The 21267-nt window shown below is 45.2% G+C and carries 16 protein-coding genes; 12 read left to right on the plus strand and 4 right to left on the minus strand.

Annotation, left to right across the window (positions count from 1 at the left end; all coding sequences use genetic code 11):
- Positions 1 to 42 precede the first annotated feature (42 nt).
- Entirely contained in the window at positions 43 to 2718 is a 2676-nt protein-coding gene (locus G3R49_RS01430; protein ID WP_167868429.1) for a TonB-dependent receptor, read from the plus strand.
- 339 nt (positions 2719 to 3057) lie between these two features.
- On the opposite strand, the gene G3R49_RS01435 is transcribed toward G3R49_RS01430, so the two are convergent.
- Positions 3058 to 3597, minus strand: a complete 540-nt coding sequence (locus G3R49_RS01435; protein WP_167868430.1) for a protein tyrosine phosphatase family protein — start codon at positions 3595 to 3597, stop codon at positions 3058 to 3060.
- Between the two features lie 202 nt (positions 3598 to 3799).
- Here G3R49_RS01435 and G3R49_RS01440 point away from each other — a divergent pair, with 202 nt between their 5' ends.
- Entirely contained in the window at positions 3800 to 4675 is an 876-nt protein-coding gene (locus G3R49_RS01440) for a LysR family transcriptional regulator (RefSeq protein ID WP_167868431.1), read from the plus strand.
- An 89-nt stretch (positions 4676 to 4764) separates the two neighbouring features.
- Here the strand turns inward: G3R49_RS01440 and G3R49_RS01445 are convergent, their stop codons facing one another.
- On the minus strand, positions 4765 to 5685 hold the full coding sequence (locus tag G3R49_RS01445; protein WP_130598987.1) for a manganese-dependent inorganic pyrophosphatase: 921 nt from the start codon (positions 5683 to 5685) through the stop codon (positions 4765 to 4767).
- Between the two features lie 139 nt (positions 5686 to 5824).
- Between G3R49_RS01445 and G3R49_RS01450 the strand changes: the two genes are divergently transcribed.
- The 10 genes from G3R49_RS01450 to ubiA all read left to right on the plus strand — a co-directional run bounded on the left by G3R49_RS01450 (position 5825) and on the right by ubiA (position 16393).
- Positions 5825 to 6880: an alpha/beta hydrolase gene (locus G3R49_RS01450; protein ID WP_167868432.1), complete on the plus strand. Its 1056-nt coding sequence runs from the start codon at positions 5825 to 5827 to the stop codon at positions 6878 to 6880.
- A 619-nt stretch (positions 6881 to 7499) separates the two neighbouring features.
- Positions 7500 to 8576, plus strand: coding sequence for a YedE family putative selenium transporter (yedE, locus tag G3R49_RS01455; RefSeq protein WP_130598983.1), 1077 nt, complete (start codon positions 7500 to 7502; stop codon positions 8574 to 8576).
- A 10-nt stretch (positions 8577 to 8586) separates the two neighbouring features.
- Positions 8587 to 8790, plus strand: a complete 204-nt coding sequence (locus G3R49_RS01460; RefSeq protein WP_207234106.1) for a sulfurtransferase TusA family protein — start codon at positions 8587 to 8589, stop codon at positions 8788 to 8790.
- A 63-nt stretch (positions 8791 to 8853) separates the two neighbouring features.
- Positions 8854 to 10071, plus strand: a complete 1218-nt coding sequence (locus tag G3R49_RS01465; RefSeq protein ID WP_167868433.1) for an aminotransferase class V-fold PLP-dependent enzyme — start codon at positions 8854 to 8856, stop codon at positions 10069 to 10071.
- Positions 10040 to 10312 (plus strand): DUF3343 domain-containing protein, encoded by a 273-nt coding sequence (locus G3R49_RS01470; RefSeq protein WP_167868434.1) that lies wholly within the window; start codon positions 10040 to 10042, stop codon positions 10310 to 10312. The genes G3R49_RS01465 and G3R49_RS01470 overlap by 32 nt, the downstream gene beginning before the upstream one ends.
- 469 nt (positions 10313 to 10781) lie before the next feature.
- Entirely contained in the window at positions 10782 to 11360 is a 579-nt protein-coding gene (locus tag G3R49_RS01475) for an LON peptidase substrate-binding domain-containing protein (protein WP_130598977.1), read from the plus strand.
- Positions 11361 to 11473: 113 nt separating this feature from the next.
- A complete protein-coding gene (locus tag G3R49_RS01480) occupies positions 11474 to 12436 on the plus strand; it encodes a pseudouridine synthase (protein ID WP_167868435.1) in 963 nt (320 codons plus the stop codon).
- A gap of 353 nt (positions 12437 to 12789) precedes the next feature.
- Entirely contained in the window at positions 12790 to 13152 is a 363-nt protein-coding gene (locus tag G3R49_RS01485; RefSeq protein ID WP_167868436.1) for a RidA family protein, read from the plus strand.
- Positions 13153 to 13275: 123 nt separating this feature from the next.
- Entirely contained in the window at positions 13276 to 15471 is a 2196-nt protein-coding gene (uvrD, locus tag G3R49_RS01490) for a DNA helicase II (protein WP_167868437.1), read from the plus strand.
- Between the two features lie 61 nt (positions 15472 to 15532).
- Entirely contained in the window at positions 15533 to 16393 is an 861-nt protein-coding gene (ubiA, locus tag G3R49_RS01495; RefSeq protein WP_130598907.1) for a 4-hydroxybenzoate octaprenyltransferase, read from the plus strand.
- A gap of 85 nt (positions 16394 to 16478) precedes the next feature.
- Here ubiA and G3R49_RS01500 read toward each other — a convergent pair whose 3' ends face one another.
- Entirely contained in the window at positions 16479 to 17057 is a 579-nt protein-coding gene (locus G3R49_RS01500; RefSeq protein WP_167868878.1) for a nucleoside triphosphate pyrophosphohydrolase family protein, read from the minus strand.
- 258 nt (positions 17058 to 17315) lie between these two features.
- Positions 17316 to 21185 carry a S8 family serine peptidase gene (locus tag G3R49_RS01505; RefSeq protein ID WP_165398985.1) on the minus strand — a complete coding sequence of 1290 codons (3870 nt, stop codon included), beginning with the start codon at positions 21183 to 21185 and terminating at the stop codon, positions 17316 to 17318.
- Between the last annotated feature and the right edge of the window lie 82 nt (positions 21186 to 21267).

The following is a 21267-nucleotide window of genomic DNA, read 5'->3' on the forward strand; positions in this document are numbered from 1 at the left end:
TAAAAGCAGCTACCTCAAACCTTACACAGGATTGTAAAAGCAATGAAAACCAAGCCGAGCTTTACTGCTAACAAGCTACACCTTGCCGTGATTTCGGCAATTTCGGCAGCGACTATCTTTACCGCGCAGCCCGTTTTTGCAAATGAAGATGTTGATCCAGGTGAAGATTTCCCTATTGAAGACATCGAAGTTATTAAAATCACCGGGCGTCTGCGTACATCAGCATCGGCCGCAACTGAAGAGCGCCGTGAGCAAATAAACGTTGCTGACATTATGGGCTCTGAACAAATTTCTCGTACCGGTGACAGTGACGCAGCCGCAGCGCTACGTCGTGTTACAGGTCTAACCCTTAAAGATGGCAAATTCATCTATGTACGTGGTTTAGGCGAGCGTTATTCTTCGACTTCTTTAAATGGCGCTAAAGTGCCATCGCCAGATCCAACCCGTAACGTAGTGCCATTAGACATGTTCCCTGCGTCAATCATTGAGTCGCTAGCTGTGCAAAAATCTGCATCGGCTTCTAAGCCAGCAGCATTTGGTGGCGGACATGTCGATATTCGCACAAAAGCGATTCCAGCTGACTTTCTCTTTAACGCTTCTATTAGCGGTCGTTATAACACCAATGATTCTAACGATACTTACACCTATAACGGTGGCGGTGACGACTGGATGGGTAAGGATGACGGCACTCGCGCCATGCCAAACAGCATTGGTAACACTGTTAGCCAGTTTGGCGGTATTAGCCCGGTTGATATAGTCACAGGCTCAGGCGGCGCAATTGATTTTGCCACAGCGCAAAAGATGAACCGCGATCTAGCTCTTGAAATGAATCGCGATATGGCGATCAAAACTGAAGATACAACCCCAGGATACAGCGGTAATATCGCCATTGGTGATCGCTGGGATATCACTGAAGATGTGATTTTCGGCGCGCTTTCAGCTGTGTCGTATAAAAGACAAAGCGACAACTACACCAAGACCGATATTGAGCTAGACGGTGATGCTAACTCAATGCAGGTTGAAAACGCCAAAGACATTGTTGGCACTGACTCTATCGTGCAAATGTCGGGCATGCTTAACCTAGGTTTAGAGCTAGGTTACGACCATAAAATCAAAACTTACACCACTTACCTTCGCGATACTTCTGATGATGTATCGGTAGCAATTGAAGAAACCATCGACACCATTGGTGAGCCAAATGCGCTGCAAGTTTATAGCATCGACTATGAAGAACGCACGCTTATCAGCAACCAAATCGAAGGTCAGCACTTCTTTGAATTCTTATGGGATTCAGAGTTTAACTGGATGTTCTCCGGTGCTCGATCAGAGCGTTATGCTCCTAACGAGTTAAGCTACACCTACAATGTTGTGCTCGACGATAACAATCAACAGTTATCACGTGCATTGAATACTCAAGATGCGCCTAAATATGTTTATAGTCGCCTTGAAGATGACAGCACAAACTATAAATGGGACTACACACTGCCAGTTGAGTTCGACAGCGCAATCGTCAAGTTCACCGCAGGTTATGAGTACTATGAGCGCACCCGTGAAAGCTATGCCACACGTTTAGCTTTTGACGTTGGCTTAAGCCCGACCGATCCAAATGGCGCAATTTTATCAGAAGATTTCGACAAGATTTTCTCGGATAAAAACATCGATGACGACACCTTAGACATCGAGCTAAAAGATGCCTCAACTGATACTGAAGACTATGTCGCTGCAGAGAAAAACGATGCAGCATTCCTCATGATTGATGCTGACTTTGATGATGTATGGCGTGTGTATGCTGGCGTACGTTATGAAGATTTCCGCCGTACCACTTTACCTATCACACCAGAAGGTGAGATTTCAGATGAAGGCGGGCGTTACGAGTTAACCGACTATGTGATTGCTGAAGATGACTGGTTCCCGTCGATGACAGTGACTTGGAAGCAAACCGATACTACTCAGTGGCGTTTTGGTGCTAGTAAAACCATCGTTCGCCCTGACTTACGTGAAGTATCTCCAGTTCGCTTCCAAGATCCAGTTACCGGCTTTGACTTCTTTGGTAACCCAGAGCTTGAAAGCTCGGCTATCAATAACTTTGATGCCCGTTGGGAATACTACTCTGACGAAGGGAACAACTTCTCTATCGGTGCCTTCTATAAAGACGTTGCCGCGCCAATTGAGCCGATTCAACGAATTTCAGAAGCGGGTCGTCAGCTTAAGTTCTACAACGCTGAGTCAGGTTTTGTATACGGTATGGAAACAGAGTTCCTGCAAAAGCTTGATTTCATTGGTGGTGAAGACAGCTTTTGGAATGAGTTCTTTATCGTAGGTAACTTAACCCTAGGTGACTCAGAAATTGAAATTAAGCCTAATGGTGAGATTGACCCAACCAATGAAACACGCCGTATGACTGGCCATTCAAAGTGGGTAGCAAACTTTCAGCTAAGTTATGACGCAGATAACGAAATGCACGCGGCAACCTTGGTATATAACGTATTCGGCGAGCGCATTGCTTACGGTGGTCGCGGTGGTCTAGACGATGTGTATGAAAAGCCATTCCACAGCCTAGATTTCACTTACAGCTTCTTCCCAACTGAAAGTGTATCGCTGAAGTTTAAAGCGAAGAACCTGCTAAATGCGAAAACGGAATACGATCAGCAAGATACGCTGGTTTACGCCAAAGACCCAGGTCAAGAGTTCTCGCTGCAGTTTAGCTACAAGTACTAGTTCACTCTTTAGCTTTAGCGCTAGTAATAGCGCTCTAGTATGAGTGTGAGTAGTTAAACGCTAAATAGGTGTTGTTGATTGTCATTGCCTAAGCTCCAAAACTAAGCGTGCACGGTCAACAACACCGCCTAATTCGGTGGTAGCGGAATAGAAAAATTGACAGCTTTAGCTGTATTTAGACGCCTCAGTTTTTAGCCGTTACCACAAACCTAATATGGGTTTTGGGCAATCGTTCCTCATCATTTCAGTTGCCCAAAGCCTATATGGCCACTTACCTTGAACAAGTAAGTGGCCACTTTCTTTTTGTCTCGATTTAAAACTAGCCATCTCGAGCTTAGGTTATCTAGCTTGCTCTATCAGCCGTTGCCACTGTGGATATTTGTCAAAGCTTTGCTGTAAATTGCCCCAAGGTGACAGTGATTGCTGCATTTGCGCATCACTTTTATCAAGCCCTTGGCTAAGTTGGTATAGATAATAAAAGGCACTGGCACGATAGTTGGCGGCGCAGTGTACTAGCACTGACTTGCCTTGATACTTATCCATTAGCTTAGAAAACTGCTTAACATCTGATTGCAAAGGCTGTTGCCAATCAACCTCAATGTTCTCGTAAACCATGCCGGCATCGACTACCAAGCTAGCTTCTTGTTTCAAGTAATTTGGGTTGTTCTTAGGGATCAGGTTTATCACCACTTCGACTCCGGCTACTTTGAGCTTGGTAAACTGATCTTCAGTCGGCAGCCCAGAAGTGATCACTTGCTGATTATTCACTTTAAGGGCTTTTACTGCGGGGAGTTTGTCTGGGTTTATGTTTGCAAAGGCTAAGCTAGAGTGCAGTGTTAATAGGGCGGCAGTTGCTGCGATGTACTTACCTAGTTGCATTTCAAGCTCCTTCGTTGCTAGGGGGATGATTGTTTACTATTGAGCCGCTTAATAAATCGCTTTAGCCTTCAAGCATTGGTTGATTAAATTAGCCTGTATAGTCATATTGTTACAAGCATAGCTTCGCGAATTAGTGCGAAAGTGTTAGCCGACCTTATGGCGGCATGGTAGTCGCAGCACGATATAACAACCAGGGGCGTTTATGATCTTAACCACCGAGCGATTGCAGTACCTAGTAGAAGTCGCCAATAAGGGCAGTTTTTCTGCTGCGGCAGATGCGCTTGGAGTCAGTGTTGCGGCGGTTAATAAGTCTATTCAGCACTTAGAGTTTGACCTTGAGATCACCTTATTTGAGCGCCATAGTGGTAAAAAACCTACCTTGACCAATGAAGGTAAGCGTTTGTACTTTCAAGCACTAGATGTGCTGCCAAAGTTGATTGCCATGGAGCATGATGCGCAAATGCTTAGCGAAGGGGTTGAGAGTAAGCTAACCATATGCGTGCATTGTTACAGCTTTTACCCTGCTTATGCCGAGGCCTTTAGTGAGCTGTTACAGCGCTACCCACATATTGAACTCAATATAATTGAAGGTGAGGAGTTACAAAGTTACGATGATGACTTTGACATTCTTATCGCTCCAACCAGGTTAGTTACGCCTCGCGGTCTAAACCTTGAGAACCTAGATACCATCAATTGGAAGCTAGTGTGCGCGCCTCATTTTGCGCTTGCCAAATTACACGGCGAGATTGAGCTCAACGATCTTGAGCAATACCGGCAGATCATGCTGCCCCAAGGCTTTTTCACCTCTAAAGATTATCAAGAAGCCATGCGCTACAGCAGCAATACCATCGCCGTAGACCGTTTTTATCAATTCAATCAGTTGTTATTTCAAGGCGTCGGTTTTGCTCTGTACCCTGAAGCACTTGCGAAACAGGCTATTAGCGACAATAAGCTTGTAGAATTAGATTTTGATTTTGGTAATAAAGACGTCACTTGGCCAATCGATCTTATTTGGCGCAAGTCGCTTGGCGTGGCTGGGCAATGGCTGATAGAGCGTTTAAGACAAGCTGCAGGATAGTCCGTTCAAGTAACCTGAGCTCGGGATAAGGAGCGGCAACAAAAAAGCAGAGCCTAGGCTCTGCTTTTTTTTTAGTTTGCCAAATTAGCTTATGCGAAAGCGTCTTGTAGTGGCGGTACTACTTGCTTCTTACGGCTTAGTACACCGTCTAACCATACTTTGCCGTCAGTGAGTGACTTGCCGTAGGCTTTTTCAATGATAGATGCATCGTCAGAAACCACTAGGATTTCGCTGCCTTCTTTCATGATGTCGGTAAGCAGTAAGATAACGCTGTGGCGGTTACCTTCTTCCTTTAGTTTGGCGATGTCAGCTTCAAGGTCAGCTTTGATGTTGTCGAATACTGACAAGTCAGTGACTTCAAGTTGACCGATACCAACTAGGTTGTCGTTCATGTTGAAGTCTTTAAAGTCGCGCATAACAAGGTCACGAGCTGGTGTGCCGTCTACTGCAGACTTCACTTTGAACATTTCCATGCCCAGAGCTTTGAAGTCTTCAATACCAGCGATTTCAGCTAGTGCTTCTACGCAGCGAATATCAGCTGTGGTGCAAGTTGGCGACTTGAAGATAACCGTGTCGCTTAAGATTGCACAAAGCATGATGCCCGCGATGTTTGCAGGGATTTCTACTTGGTAGAAGTCGTACATCATTTTAATTACAGTATTCGAGCAACCAACTGGGCGGATCCAGCACTCAAGCGGCGTAGAAGTCGTTAAGTCACCGAGTTTGTGGTGATCAACAATACCTACGATAGTCGCGTCGCTAATATCATCAGGAGCTTGAGTTAGCTCTGAATGGTCAACAATGTAAACCTCTTCACCGGCGTAGCTTTCTTTAAGCGCTGGCGCTTCAAAGCCAAAACGGTCAAGAATAAAAGCAGTCTCTGGTGATACATCACCAAGACGAGTCGCTACTGCTGGCTCATCAATTTGATTTTTTAGGTAAGCCAGTGCAATAGCACCACAAATTGAATCAGAATCAGGGATCTTATGACCCACAACATACATTGGCATTTTTTGCGCTCCTATAAATTTGTGGCAGATTTTAACAAGAAATAGTTATCCGACCAATGTTTTAATCGCATTGATAGATTGAGCAGATTTGATAGTGTATAAATCTGTTTTTAACTCATAGTGTTATAAGGAAGTACATTTGCCTGCGTTACAAATTTTGGCTGGTGCCACAGCGCTACAACAAATAGAGCAACATGGATTTCAGCAGTCGTTATTTACTCAGCTGTTTGCCGCATCGGGTGGGCCAAAATGGTTATCGCTGGCGCGTTTAGACCAGTACTTGTTCAGTGAGTTTTTTGCGGAGCGTGAAGACCCAATTTACAGCATGGGTGCATCATCTGGCGCATGGCGACTAGCCTGTTTTGCGCAACAAGACCCGCATGCGGCCTATGAGCGTTTAATTGAGCACTATGTGCATCAAAGCTATGAAGCGCCGCCATCGCGCGCGGAAGTATCTGCGCAGGTGATTAATATTCTTAATGCGGTACTGGGTGAGCAGCAAGGGGCGGATATTCTCGCTAACCCTATTGTGCGCTCGCACTTTGTGGTTAACCGCGCTCGTGGGCTAAATAAAATCAATGCCAAAGTCGGCTTAGCTTTGGGTTTAGGTTTAACTGCGCTAACTAACGCTATTAGTCGCAGCAGTTTAGACATGCACTATCAGCGCGTGGTTGTCAGTCATCAAGACCATGCCTCACCGTTTGGGCGTTTGACCGATTTACCTACTCAGCAAGCTAAGTTAGCTCCTGAGAATCTAAAGCAGGTGCTCACTGCTACTGGCTCAATCCCGTTGGTGCTTAACTCAGTGGATGATATTCCTGGGCTGCCCAAAGGTAAATATTATGATGGCGGCATTACCGATTATCACTTTGATATGCCAATGCCAACTTCAACTGGTTTAAGTCTATTTCCGCATTTTTTCCCATCAATCAGCCCCGGCTGGTTTGATAAATCGCTAAAGTGGCGTAAAGCAAAAGCCAATCTGCACAATGCGGTGATACTGGCGCCAACCGATGAGTTCGTGAGCAAGTTATCAGAGAGGAAAATTCCTGATAGAGATGATTTCTCAAAACTGGATACCCAAACGCGGATCAAGTTCTGGCTAGAGAGCGTAGAGGCGAGTCAGCAGCTAGTGGATGAGCTTAAAGAGCTAATTGCATCAGGGCGGATATTGTCGCGCATTCAGGGGGTTTAGAGCAGAAAAATTATTCCTCGCCTAATAGCAAACATTATTTTGATGAACACAACGGAGCTGGCAGTTGTTTAGCCGCTCCATGTAACTTTGCAGATGTATTTATTCACTTATTAAGTAACCTATAATTTCACTACTGCTTAATAACTCACCAGTTTTGTTGAACTGAATCACAGCCTGAAATATCACCAATTGCTGAACCAAAAAGAGTTTGAAATAGCTCACACACTTTTGTCTTTTTATATTCAATGATTTAGCCACAGGTAATAGATACATCTGTCTGTTATTCCCCTCAGTAGGTCTACTGAGTGTTCAGTTTCTACCCTTCCTCATAGCATAGGGAAATAATCAAGTTTACTGCACATAGTGCCAGATTTAGCTCACGGGTTTCGTGTGCGATCTCGGCAGGCTTTTATTCAATTCAGTTCAGTATTTGAATACCAATCAGCACAAGTATGTGATCATTCTTACTGGTTAAAACCGTCTATAACGGCGTTATAAATTTTGTAGGTAGAACAACTAGCTAGCTGCAATTCCTGCCTTGTTATAAACAGTTTTTCCTGCGTAATCTCTGCTCACTTATTTATACCAATTGGTATTACTAACAGCTTAAGGAGTAGCTATGGGCTTTTTTGCTTCTAAAAAGGGTATTGTCCTCGTGGGCGCTGTTATCGGCTTGATTGCAGCCTTTTTGCAATTTATGGGTAATCCACCAAACATGGGCGTTTGTGTGGCGTGTTTTGAACGTGATATCGCTGGTGCATTAGGTTTTCACCGCGCAGCAGTGGTGCAGTATTTACGTCCTGAAATTATGGGCTTTGTTTTAGGCTCTATGGTCGCTGCCCTCATGGCGAAAGAGTTTTCACCTCGTGGTGGTAGTGCGCCGACTATTCGCTTCTTTTTAGGCATGTTCGCCATGATTGGCGCGTTAGTGTTTTTAGGTTGCCCTTGGCGCACTTTATTGCGTCTAGCGGGTGGTGACGGCAACGCGATTTTCGGCTTTTTAGGGTTAGTCGTCGGCACCATGATTGGTGGTCAGTTTATTAAAAATGGTTTTTCGCTCGGGCGCGCTCATAAAGGGCATAAAGCCAGTGGTTGGGTGTTTCCAGCATTTATGTTTGCTTTGCTGTTGCTTGCCATCTTCACCCCTAAGTTTGGCGCCAATGCAATTTTTGAAAGCGTTAAAGGCCCAGGTGCTATGCACGCCCCGATGTGGCTCAGTATCGGCGCAGGTTTGCTGATTGGTGGCCTCGCCCAGCGTAGCCGTTTTTGCACTATGGGTGCTATTCGTGACGTGTTTGTTGCCCGTGATTTTCACTTAATCTCTGGTGTTGTGTCACTGCTGATTTTTGCCTTTATCGCTAACTTTGCATTGGGTCAATTCAACCCGGGCTTTGACGGTCAGCCCATCGCCCATACCAATAGTTTGTGGAACTTCCTTGGGATGATTTTAGCTGGCGCGGCGTTCGTTATGGCTGGTGGTTGCCCTGGTCGTCAGCTCATATTGGCTGGTGAAGGTGACAGTGACGCTGCGGTATTTGTAATGGGCATGATCATGGGCGCAGGTGTTGCTCACAACTTTATGCTGGCAAGCTCGCCTAAGGGCATTACCCCGTACGCGCCGTATGCTGTGGTAATAGGTTTGGTATTTGTGTTGGCAATTGGCTTTGCTATGCGTACTAAGTTCAAGTTCGATTAGGGGGATTAATATGAAAACAGTTGATGCTAGAGGGCTAAGCTGCCCAACACCTGTGGTGCTGACCATGCAGGCTTTGGAAGTTGCTCAAGATTTTAAAGTGCTGGTGGATAACCCAGTCGCACTTGAGCGGATCACTCGGATGCTGAAAGACAAGCACAATATTGTGCCAAGCATCGAGAATGAGGGCGATGACATCATCATCCATGTTCAGTAATCAAAGTTCAGTAATCAAAGCTAAGTTAGCAATATAAGTTAGTAATAGTCGAGAAGTGACGTCATGAGCCATAAACGGATATACCTTGATAATGCCGCAACCACTTTCCCAAAACCGGAAAGTGTTGTTACGGCAGTGACTGAGTTTATGACTCAAGTCGGCTGTAGCTCTGGGCGCGCAGCTCATGATGGGGCAATTGCTGCGGGGTCTGTATTGTTTGATGCCCGTGAAAAACTAGCCAGTTTGCTTGGGGTAAATAACCCCATGAGGGTAATTTTCACGGGCTCAGCTACTGAGGCGCTTAATCAAGCCATATTAGGAACGCTCAAACAGGGCGACCATGTAATTACCACTGAGTTTGAGCACAATAGTACCATTCGCCCTTTGAAAGCGTTGCAACAGCAAGGGGTTATTGAGTTAACCATTGCCAAGGCCGTTAAAACGGCTGCGGGTCAAGTGTTTGATTATGACCTAGCCTCTCTTGAAGCTTGCCTTAAACCAAACACGCGGGCTGTGGTGTTTAATCACAGCTCTAACGTGTTTGGTAATCTTTTGCCATTGCTAACTTTTGCCCAATTTGCCAGTAAACATAACTTACTATCGATATGCGATGCTTCGCAGTCAGTCGGCACTGTGCCTATCGATATATCTGCAACAGGCATTGATTTGATTGCCTTTCCTGCCCATAAAGGCCTGTATGGGCCAATGGGATTAGGCGCGTTGGTTATTAACGATGAGTTTGATATATCGCAAATGCGGCCATTAAAGTTTGGCGGTACCGGCAGTTTATCGGACAAGGTTCTACAGCCTGATTTTCTACCCGATAAGTATGAAAGCGGTACTCACAATATGCCTGCAATTGCTGGATTGAATGCGGCGCTTGGTGAATTATCAGAGCGAGGCATAGTTAACATAGCAAAGCACAAACAGGCTCTGGTTGAGCATTTTTATCAACTGGCAGCCCAGTACGATGTTATTGAGACCTACCTTGCCGCTAGCCAAGTAGCCACTGGCACAATTTCGTTTAATTTGCGCGGTATTAGCTCATCAGAAGTCGGTTATTTACTGGCTGAGAACTACCAAATTGATACGCGTATTGGCCTACACTGCGCGCCGCTAGCGCATCAAGCATTAGGGACGTATCCACAAGGGACGGTGCGGGTTTCATTTGGTATGTATTCCACCACCGAAGATGTTGAAAGTTTAGTTGTTGCACTTAACGAAATAGCAGAACTTAAGGAGAGCGCGAATGACTGCAGCAAGCACGCAACAAGTAATTAGTGATAGCGGTGTTGAGCCTGCTAGTCACTACAGTGTGGCTTTGTTCTTTTCAAATAACTATGCGATTTGGACATCAAAGTTGTTAGCTCTTAACCAAATCGAGTGCAAGGTTATCCCGGTGCCGCGGCACTTGTCTTCAGATTGCGGCTATTGTGTCAGGCTAGCTACAGATCAACTTAAGCTTGCGATCAAACTTATGGATAAACAGCAGATCGAGTACGATCGTTTTGAAGCTTTGTAACAGATTTTCTTGAACTTTTTTGGGCTAGCTCCCAGCAAATCTTATTTCATATAGTGCTTCCCAGTGCTCTTCTTGCGGTTCTTTGGCATCCTCTAATTTGACTGTTTAGGGCTAGCGGTTTACCACTGACTGTTTGCAGCAGGCTGCCTATCGCTGACAGTGCCCTAAATGTGGAGGTAGAACTCGCGTGCAACTTTTGGGTGTTTTTTCTGGTCTAATTCAATAGCAGGTAAGTGTTGCGATGGTAGGGAATTAAGACAATTCGTTAGCTGACACTTGAACATTGAGTTGTCACTGATCGTAGTTGAGATTGTTGTTGAATTGGCTCTCGCTGCTACACTTATCAATATGCTGGCTAATGTAAATGACATAAATCGCTAGCCCAATGAGTTACCAATAATTTGCCTGCATTTGCACCTTTTAAGGTATTTGAAGCGTATTGTAAGTTGATGTTGGTAAGGAGGTTCCCATGCAATCTCAAGAAATGGCACTAATTGTTCAAGACGCTGTTCTGCTGCCGAGCGGACGGTTAGAGATTGAAATTGTCTCGCCAGGTGAACTTAAGCAAATTGCTCGCGTGCTGAAAGGGCATTTTCCGCTAGCGTTTGGTGCAGAGCGTAAGAATGCAGATCTTCCTTGTTATATCACGGCTACTGAATGTCGGATCATCGACTTTAATCAGACTGAATCTGGCTCACTTTGTGTTGTACTGGAAGGGCATCAACGCATTAAAATCTTATCGGTTGGTCAGCATAGAAATGGCACTTATACAGCGCGTACTTTGGCATGCCCTAACTGGCGACAAGAACCTATAAGCGGCGAGTTTGAAATCATCAGCGCAGCGCTGGAGCAGTTTTATCAAGTAAACCCTGAGCTGCTAGATTTATACTCCTCAATTCATTTAGAAGATGCGTCTTGGGTCAGCCAGCGTTGGCTTGAGGTGTTACCCATGTATAACCGCGACAAGATTATGTTGGCGGATCAACCAAACTGCCGCAAGACGCTAGACTTCGTGCTGCAGCTGCTTAAGTCGCATGTAGATGTGTAGGTTACAAATCGGATATCAGACCGCAAAAATTTGATATGCTTATCTGCCGCAGCCTAGTTTGGGTTGCGGCATTTTTATAAAAACCACTTTTTGAACCTAATTCTGGTTAACTAATGACTTCTGCTTCTAACAATTCTTTGCCGCAAAATAACCAATCTGCAATTGCTGCCCAGCCTTCTTATGTGGTGTTGCCTCGCGACAGTGAGCTTAATGGCAATAGGTTTGAATTTGTGGCGGATTTTTTGAAGTGGAAGTTTAATCAGATCTCAGCTGAAGTTTGGGCAGAGCGTATTACGCAAGGCAAGGTGCATTGGCAAGATGGTAATTTGATTACGGCCACTACAGCTTATGTTGCGACTAAGCGAGTTTACTATTACCGCGAGGTGGAGTCTGAAACTAGGGTGCCGTTTAAAGAACGGATTTTATTTCAAAATGACCACAGCATTGTGGTGTTTAAACCGCATTTTTTACCTGTGACGCCTGGTGGAAATTACGTTAATGAATGTCTGATCCATCGAGTGCGCAAAACAACGGGTATCGATACTGTCGCACCTGCACATCGTTTAGATAAGGACACCGCTGGCATTATACTGCTTACGACCAAGCCTGAAACACGTCATCAATATCATCAGCTGTTTTTAGATGGCAATATCGATAAGCGCTATCAAGCGGTGGCAAAGCTAACAAAGCAAATTTTGTTTGAATATCAGCAAGGCGAAATAGCTTTGCCTCTGCACTGGACGGTAAAAAATCGCCTCAAGCGCGGTGAGCCAAGTTTTACCATGCGGGTAGTAGAAGGTGAGGCGAATACTCATTCTGAAATTAGTCTGGTTGAGATTAAAGGTGATTATGGCTTGTTCGAGTTAAGCCCTATTACTGGCAAGATGCATCAATTACGTGTGCATATGCAAAGCCTTGGTATGCCGCTACTTGATGATAAGTTCTACCCTGAGCTGCAACCCAAATCCCTAGATTTTGTTAATCCAATGCAGCTGCTCGCTAAAAAGTTAAGTTATATCGACCCTGTTACCAATGAGGCGCTGAGCTTTGAGGTCGAAGGATTGAGCCTACCTTAAGCGTTTGCAGTTAAGCTACTAAGACTGTTAGTGACTAGGGCGTGTTGATCTTTGCTGATTAGAATTTGTTCGAATTAAAAGCACTTTAATCAATACGCGAGCTATGCAGTTTAGTCGACTAAACAAGTGGCTCGCAACGCAGAGAAAAGTGCTTTTAAACGAACCGTTCCGGCAGCGCTTGTTGTCATTTCTACTGCGTTAACGACTTATCATGTGGAACAACCACACATCAAAGTCGTTGCCTTGTATAAATTTCCAACAAGCAGCTGCAAAAATAATCTTGAAAGATCAACACGCCCTACCTAAATAGACTTTGTTATACTGGCGGCAATTAACCCAAGAGAGATTTCACCATGATTGAACGTCTAGAAACTGGCGCACGTATGAGCCGCATTGTTAAGCACAATGGCACCATTTACCTTTGTGGTCAGGTTTGCGCGGATGCCACTAAAGATATTAAAGAGCAAACCCAAACCATGCTGGATAAAGTCGATGCCTTGCTTGAACAAGCTGGCAGCTCGCGTAAGCACATGCTATCAGCGACGATTTACGTAAAAGACATGTGCTACTTTGCTGAAATGAACCAAGTTTGGGATGCTTGGGTACCTGAAGGCCATGCACCTGCTCGTGCTTGTGTTGAAGCAAAAATGGCGCGCGATGCATTGTTGGTTGAAATTTCAGTAGTTGCTGCCGAGATTAATCCTAGCTGCTGTTAATTGTCAGTACAGCTAGCTTTTGAGAATAAAGAACGAGCTTAGGCTCGTTTTTTTATGCCTAAGATAAATAGCTCCTACTTGGCTGCAACTGATATAATGCCCGCCGATAATCTTGGAGGAATAATGGACGTATCATCTTTACTCGACGGCTTAAACGACAAACAGCGTGAAGCGGTCGGCGCACCCCTTTCAAACATGTTAGTACTTGCTGGTGCAGGTAGTGGTAAAACTCGGGTGCTGACGCATCGTATTGCCTGGCTGATGCAAGTTGAACAGCAAAGTCCTTATTCTATTTTGGCGGTAACCTTTACCAATAAAGCTGCGGCAGAAATGCGCGAGCGGGTAGAGAACGTAGTTGGCAGCAACATGGGGCGTATGTGGATTGGTACTTTCCATGGCCTAGCTCACCGCTTGCTGCGCACCCATTATCAAGACGCTAACTTGCCGCAAACTTTCCAGATTATTGATTCTGACGATCAGGTACGTTTAATCAAACGTATTTTGAAAACCTTAAACCTTGATGAGAAGCAGTATCCTCCACGCCAAGCTGCGCACTACATTAACGGTAAAAAAGATCAGGGTTTGCGCCCTAAGCATATTGATGCTGGCGGCTTCCCGATTGAGCAAAATTTATTAAATATCTACAAGATTTATCAGGAGTCTTGCGATAGAGCAGGCTTGGTAGATTTTGCTGAAATCCTGCTGCGCGCCCATGAGTTATGGCTCAATAAACCGCATTTATTGGCGCATTATCAAGAGCGTTTTAAGCATATTCTGGTGGACGAATTCCAGGATACTAACGCTATTCAATATGCCTGGATTCGCGTGTTGGCCGGCAATAGCGCCAATGTGATGATTGTAGGTGATGACGACCAGTCGATTTACGGCTGGCGCGGTGCACAGATTGAAAACCTGCATAAGTTTTTAAGTGATTTTCCGGGCGCTGAAACCATCCGCTTGGAGCAAAACTATCGCTCAACAGCCAATATTCTTAATGCATCGAACGATCTGATCGCCAACAACCCGGATCGCTTAGGGAAAAAGCTATGGACTGAAGATAAAGATGGCGAGCCAATCTCAGTGTACTGCGCTTTTAACGAGATGGATGAAGCGCGCTTTATCGTTGGGCGAATTATTGATTGGCAAGATAAAGGTGGCAGCTTAAGTGATTGCGCCATCTTATATCGCTCTAATGCTCAGTCGCGGGTATTGGAAGAAGCCTTCTTACATAAGGGCTTACCGTACCGTATTTATGGCGGTTTGCGCTTCTTCGAGCGTCAAGAGATTAAAGATGCCATGGGGTATATGCGTCTTATCAACAATCGTGATGATGATGCCGCCTTTGAGCGTATTGTGAATACGCCGACTCGCGGTATTGGTGATCGCACAGTTGAGATTATCCGTAACACCGCAAGGCAACATCAATTGACCTTGTGGCAAGCATGTTTGCGTTTGCTTGAAGAAAAAGTCCTTGCAGGCCGTGCAGCTAACGCGGTGCGCAACTTTATGGATTTAATCATCACCCTAAAAACCGATACTGAAGACATGCTGCTGTATCGTATGACAGATAGCGTGATTGACCGCTCAGGCCTGCGCGCTATGTACGAGGCTGAAAAAGGTGAAAAGGCGCAAGCGAGAATTGAAAACTTAAACGAGCTAGTCACGGCAGCTCGCAGTTTTGAAATGCCTGAAGAGCTTGAGGATATGGGCGAGCTGAATGCGTTTTTATCTCATGCGGCACTAGAAGCGGGTGAAGGTCAGGCTGACGAGTTTACTGATGCAGTGCAGTTAATGACGTTGCACTCAGCTAAAGGTCTTGAGTTCCCTATGGTGTTTATGTCGGGCGTCGAGGAAGGTATTTTCCCAAGCAAGATGGCATTGGAAGAGGGCGATAGACTCGATGAAGAGCGTCGTCTTTGCTATGTAGGCATGACCCGAGCGATGCAAAAACTCTACATTAGTTATGCTGAGTCACGCCGTATGTATGGCCGCGAAGATTACGCATCACCATCGCGTTTTATCGGCGAAATTCCTGAAAAGTATGTTGAGCAAATTCGCCTGCGCGCTCAGGTGTCACCATCAATCAGCCAGCGTTTTCCTTCTCAAGCCAGCCCGAGTTTTGGTAGTAGCTTAGGTACCAGTGGCCCAGCAAATAGAACGGGTTTTACTATCGGGCAGAAGGTGAAGCATTTTAAGTTTAACGAGGGTATCGTCACCAACTTTGAAGGTACTGGTGAAAAGGCGCGCATTCAGGTTAACTTTTTTGATTTTGGCAGCAAATGGCTGTTAGTCTCGTTAGCGAAGCTAGAAGCTTGTTAAGTTCAATTGAGACCCTAAGTAGGCATATAAAAAGTACAAGTGTTCAATGGAGAAAACACTGATGTTGTTACGGGATAAATTACACGCTTACGCACGCTTAATGCGCATTGACCGCCCAATCGGTACCTTGCTGCTGATGTGGCCTTGCATGATGGCGCTGGTGCTTGCCGCTGGTGGTATGCCAGATATAAAGGTGCTGGTGATTTTTGTGATTGGGGTGGTATTGATGCGAGCCAATGGCTGCATTATTAACGACTATGCTGACCGTAAGCTCGATGCCCACGTTGAGCGCACCAAAACGCGCCCGCTAGTGTCTGGTGAAGTGACACCAAAACAAGCCTTAACCTTATTTGTGGTGCTGGGTCTAACGGCATTTAGCTTAGTTTTGATGTTAAATCCGCTGGTGGTGCAGTTATCTGTGGTCGGCATTATTCTCACCATTATGTACCCGTATATGAAGCGGGTAACCAATATGCCACAAATGTTCTTGGGCATAGTGTGGAGCTGGTCGATCCCAATGGCGTATGCTGCCCAGCTTGGTGAAGTACCCGTTGAAGCCTGGTGGCTATTTGCTGCTAACTGGTGCTGGACGGTGGCTTACGACACCATGTACGCCATGGTAGATAGAGATGATGATTTAAAGGTGGGGATTAAGTCGACGGCAATTCTATTTGGCCGTTTTGACAGACAATGGATTGGCGCATTTCAACTAGCTGCGCTAGCTTGCTTTATTATGGCAGGATTGTCGGCAGAGCGTGGCTTAGTATACGGCCTAGGTATCGTCACTTTCATCGCTTTTAGTAGTTATCAACAATACCTAATTTATGGCCGTGAGCGCGCGCCATGTTTTAAAGCATTCCTTAATAATAACTGGGCAGGCTTTGCCTTGTTTGTAGCGCTTGGAGCTGATTATTTGGTGTAAGTGGTTTCTTTAGCGACTTCTTAATAAAAAATGCAAGATGACCTTTTAGGTATCTTGCATTTTTTGTTGGCAGTGTCTGCTTTGGTTAGTTTTGCACTAGCTTAGCTAGATCTGCTGGGCGGTAATAAACAGATTTTAGTACCTTGCCTTTTTTCACCTTTTTACCAGCCATATCGACATCTTTAGCGCATTTAGCAATCAAGAATTCGCCTTTTTGTGTTCCCACAATTTCTATGCCTTGCTTAGCGTAGGCTGCGATCGTTTCGTCTAGCTCTTGCTGGTTGCGACATACTTTACTCATGTTACTTGAGTGGACTTCATCCCAGCAGGTAATGAAGTCAATCTCACGGTTTTTGGCCACATTAAGCAGCACATCAATCAGATAGTTAATGGCAAGGTTGTCTTCAATCTTATCGTGGCCAAGGTGTACTAGGCGGCCCATTAATACATACACAGAGTCAACAATGGCGTCAGCTTGCTCAACACGGCAATCGGCCTCAGCTAACTCAGTCATTTCTTCAATGATTAATGAAGTATGCAATGCATCTGCCTGGCTATCTAGTGAGCTAGCATTCGCTACTGGCAGATCGAAGGTGCTACGAAATTCATGAATGTCGCGGTAAAGGTGGTCAAAAATTGTCTGAGTCAGTTGGCTTAAGTGCATTGCTGTCGTACGGATAATGAATGATGCTGTGATTCTAAAGAATTCTGCGGGAAATGTCACAGCTAAGGCTTGATGCTGGATGTAATCGCTTAGAAAGAGCTTGTGGCTGGGGATTTATTGGAGTAATCCAGAGAAGCCTTGAAATGCTGGAGTCTTTGGGATGACCGCAGGGAAAATAAAAAAGCCAGTAGCAAAAAATGCCACTGGCTTTTACTTTAACGAGTATTAACTACTCTAGTTGGTTTGCATCAGTATTGATTAGTGCTTACGGTTACGACGACGTAATGCAGCAACTGGTAGCAATAGTGCAGTTAACCAACCTAGAGAGCTACCGCCTTCATCGTATTGAGCTTCCACATCAACAGTCGCTGTGGCTTCAGCACTACTCACTGTGCCATCGTTCGCGGTCACTGTGAATGTTAACTTACCTACTTCTGCTGGAGCAGTGAAGCTAATTGAAGAGCCACCGTTTGTAAAGCTCACTGATGAACCGCTTGTTTGCGTCCAAGTGTACGTCAGATCGTCATTGTCAGCATCAGAACCAGATGCGGACAATGTCACAGGCAGAGCTGCAACAGCATTCTTATCCGCAACAGAAACAGTAGGAGCATCATTTACATTTGTTACTGTTAAGTAAACTGTTGTTGGCTCTGATTTGGTTCCTGCAGCATCCTCAGCGGTGTAAGTTAACATGTCTTTACCGAAGAAGTCTGCATTCGGAACATATTTTAAGACACCTTCTGAGCTCAGAGTTGCAGTACCATTTGCTGGTTGATCTACGATAGCTACATTTGTTACATCACCTGAAGCTAAAACATCAATTAGGCGCTGAGCCTTAGCCGTGATGCCGTCAGCAGTCACTTGAGTTCTAGCTACTTTTTGCTCCATGTCTTTGTCATTTTCACGGACATTCAGCTCTACTTCACTATCTTCTTCAACTGTCACATTATCTGAATCTAGAAGAGCAAACGTTGTTCCCTTTGCCATATAGCTTAACTGAACTTGACCCGCAGAAGATGAGCCAATTGAGACAAAATCGTCAGGGGCTACAGTGTCACCATTGCCGTTGTAGTGGAACGTCGTACCAATAGTACCACCGATATTTTCGGCACCAATTGTCACGTTACTTGGCATATTTGGCACCTTGAAGTAGTTAAAGGTAACTTCTTCTGTTTCACCTGTTTTGAACCAAACACTAAAGCTATATTGATCGCCTGACGGATCGTTCCATAGTTGGGCATCATTCCATTCAACCACAACCCAGCTGTCAGTTGCAGTACCTACGATATCAATAGACACAGTACCGCCGCCAGTGTCACCAGCAGTGCCGTCTGACAAGTCAAAGTCAGCCCAGAAAGGAGCTACGATGTTATTTGGGTTACCTGAATCAGGCAGTTCCTTATTAGCGTATGTACCTGACGTTGTCCCACCGCCAGGAATAACCAAACCGTTATCTGACATCGTTAACTGAGTGTACTCTTGGCCATTATACTTAAACGCTGGCAAATTGAATGTGAAGCTAGTTTCATCACAACCGTCAGCGCAAGGCGGCGTATAACCAAGCCCTAAGCCAAGAATATTTGGATAAGAACCGGTACCTTTTTGTGCAACCATTTCTGGCAACTCTAGGTTACCAACCCAAGTCAGCGTTCCGGTACTTTCATTGACGCTAAATCCGTTTTGGACACCATTTGTAACGGCTACGGTTACGTCATCAGCTGAAGTAAGCTCAGTGCCTTCTGGGAGTTTAGCCGTAAAAGTAACAGTGTTTTCAAAACGTGTATTGTTTAGTACTGACACAACCTCAAAGCTATCCTCTGTAGTGATATCAGTATCTGGGGTAAATGTTGAGATAAGTGATGAATCACTAGACTCTTGAGCAAGAACAGCTAATGGTAGATGGGCATCTTGATGACTTGCGCTGGTGAGCATGATGTTACCAAAGATCCATTCGCCATATGTGCTGAAGGTTGAGTCAACCATAACAGTGATTTCTGCAGAAGCACCTGGCTCTAAGTCAAGAGTTGAAGGCATTACCGTTATACCTGCAGCATCCGACTTAGCAGATAAACTCCAAGAAGTAGCTTCTTCGCTCTTGTTGTATACAGTTCGGGTGAATGTACACATACCAACACATGAGTCAGATGCAACAGATGGCTTGTCAAACGTTAATACTGCTTTAGCTGCAGCATCAAGGTCCATGCGACCGGCACCTGTGGCAAACGGTGATGCAGGGGTTTGGGCATCATCATCTAAAATGCCGTCAAGTTTTGAAGTAGAGGTTAGTGCAGTCTTAATGTCGTTGGCTGACCAGTCAGGGTGCATTTGAGCTAATAGCGCTGCTGCACCTGCCACATGTGGGCTTGCCATACTTGTGCCTGAAATCGCTGCATAGTCTAGACCAGCTCCGCCATCATCAGGAGAATAAGCCGACAAGATGTTTGTTCCTGGAGCGGCTAAATCAGGTTTTAAGATGTTTTCGTTTCCGTTAGGACCTCGAGAACTAGAAGCGTTGATGGTGTCTGCTAGTAGAGTATCTACAATACGCTTAACTTCAGAACCGACAACACCTGTGATTGCTTCTTCGCTTTCACCTAAGCTTGCTTCGACAGCTAATCCATCTGCATTTGAAATCATGACAGAAGGGAAAGTTACACCAGGCATAGACATAATGATTGGCGCACCAGGGTTGCTGTTATATACAACTAGCGCTTTAGCGCCAGCATTCATCGCATTTTCAGCTTTAGTACTAAATGCACAAGCACCACGTGAAATTAGCGCAATACCATCTTTGAAAGAGTCTGTTGCGAACGGTTCACAGCCTTCAAAGTTCTCGGCATCGAGATTACGAGCAGCAATGATAGGTGCGCTAACATCCATATCAATAACAGTATCTGAGCCAGGAATAGCTAGCAAGTCGTCACCGCCGGCGTTAAAGCTGTTGGCGAAGAAGCGACCATGAGTGCTGTTTGCTACAGAGATACCAGATTCGATACAAGCAGGACAACCAATTGTCTTAGCGCCATTACCATCATTACCAGCAGCGCTTACTACAACGATTCCAGCCGCTTCTGCAGCTTCAAACATGCTTTTGTATGGACTGCTAGCAGGATCAGCGCCCGCGCCGCCGCCCCAAGAGTTGTTGATTACATCTGCGCCGTCATTTGCTGCGTGCTCTAATGCTTCCATTAGCATGATGTTAGAACCGCTACCACGTTCACATGCAGTGTTGGTATATAGTGCTTTATATGACATTAAGTATGCCGCTGGTGCCACACCAGCAATAGTCACATCATTACCACGGTATGTAATATCTACTCTGTTACCTACTGCGGTGCCTGCAACGTGAGTACCGTGACCACCAAATCCAAGTGGACTCATGTACTCATCGGCACACACTGGGAAGGTTGGTTGGGACCAGCGCGCTACGATTAACTTGTTGTTACAGAACGTTGCATCAACCGTTGCACAGTAGTCATCTGTTGGCAAATCACCTGTTGGTGCTTCAAAACCTTCGTCGCCAAACATTGGATTTTCGGGACGGATACCACCATCAATTACTGCTACACGCATGCCTTTACCGGCATTCTCCATACCATTTAACGTGTTCCAGATTGCCTCGCTGTTGATCACGTCATGCGAGGCATCCATGCTGACTTCGTACATTCTTTCTGGGTAAACAGCCTTTACGCCAGACATTGAAGCTAACTTCTCAGCAGACAAACCTTGTCCGACAACGGTTACACCATTGAATAGCGTCTTAAACTGACGTTCAACTTTTGAATTTGGTGATACTTGACTTAACTGACTAACAAATTGAGATTGTTCTTGTGCAAGGAAAGATGCGTAGTTTTTTACTGGGGCACCTTGTAAGTTAATTTTGTCTGTTGGTTTTTTTATTGCAGTAGCTGCTAAGTTGTCGATACCACCCTGGTACATAGCAACAGCTGGTGACTCAAGCTCAACGATGAATCGCTGAGGTGCGGTAATATTATTAGTACGAACGCTTGGTTGATTATTGTTTTCTACTGAAAGTAATTCAGGTGCGTATTTAGCGCCTTGATAGTTGGCATAGGTCGCACTTGAAATAAGTGCCGCCGAAATGGCAATAGAGAGTTTTGTTTTCACAACTTCTTCCTTGTATCTGTATCAATTTATTGTCGACCGTCACTCAAATGAGTTTCCATAATGGGCCACAAAAAATTGGAAT

The organism is Shewanella sp. WXL01, from assembly GCF_012263345.1.
In the GTDB taxonomy this organism is placed as follows: domain Bacteria; phylum Pseudomonadota; class Gammaproteobacteria; order Enterobacterales; family Shewanellaceae; genus Shewanella; species Shewanella maritima.

Excerpts from the sequence above, each read along its gene's own strand:
- G3R49_RS01445 (WP_130598987.1), bottom strand. The coding sequence starts at position 5,685 with ATGCCAATGTATGTTGTGGGTCATAAGATCCCTGATTCTGATTCAATT.
- G3R49_RS01470 (WP_167868434.1), top strand. The coding sequence starts at position 10,040 with ATGACTGCAGCAAGCACGCAACAAGTAATTAGTGATAGCGGTGTTGAG.
- G3R49_RS01500 (WP_167868878.1), bottom strand. The coding sequence starts at position 17,057 with ATGCACTTAAGCCAACTGACTCAGACAATTTTTGACCACCTTTACCGC.
- G3R49_RS01485 (WP_167868436.1), top strand. The coding sequence starts at position 12,790 with ATGATTGAACGTCTAGAAACTGGCGCACGTATGAGCCGCATTGTTAAG.
- G3R49_RS01480 (WP_167868435.1), top strand. The coding sequence starts at position 11,474 with ATGACTTCTGCTTCTAACAATTCTTTGCCGCAAAATAACCAATCTGCA.
- G3R49_RS01430 (WP_167868429.1), top strand. The coding sequence starts at position 43 with ATGAAAACCAAGCCGAGCTTTACTGCTAACAAGCTACACCTTGCCGTG.
- yedE (WP_130598983.1), top strand. The coding sequence starts at position 7,500 with ATGGGCTTTTTTGCTTCTAAAAAGGGTATTGTCCTCGTGGGCGCTGTT.
- G3R49_RS01435 (WP_167868430.1), bottom strand. The coding sequence starts at position 3,597 with ATGCAACTAGGTAAGTACATCGCAGCAACTGCCGCCCTATTAACACTG.
- G3R49_RS01460 (WP_207234106.1), top strand. The coding sequence starts at position 8,587 with ATGAAAACAGTTGATGCTAGAGGGCTAAGCTGCCCAACACCTGTGGTG.
- G3R49_RS01465 (WP_167868433.1), top strand. The coding sequence starts at position 8,854 with ATGAGCCATAAACGGATATACCTTGATAATGCCGCAACCACTTTCCCA.
- uvrD (WP_167868437.1), top strand. The coding sequence starts at position 13,276 with ATGGACGTATCATCTTTACTCGACGGCTTAAACGACAAACAGCGTGAA.
- G3R49_RS01440 (WP_167868431.1), top strand. The coding sequence starts at position 3,800 with ATGATCTTAACCACCGAGCGATTGCAGTACCTAGTAGAAGTCGCCAAT.
- G3R49_RS01475 (WP_130598977.1), top strand. The coding sequence starts at position 10,782 with ATGCAATCTCAAGAAATGGCACTAATTGTTCAAGACGCTGTTCTGCTG.
- ubiA (WP_130598907.1), top strand. The coding sequence starts at position 15,533 with ATGTTGTTACGGGATAAATTACACGCTTACGCACGCTTAATGCGCATT.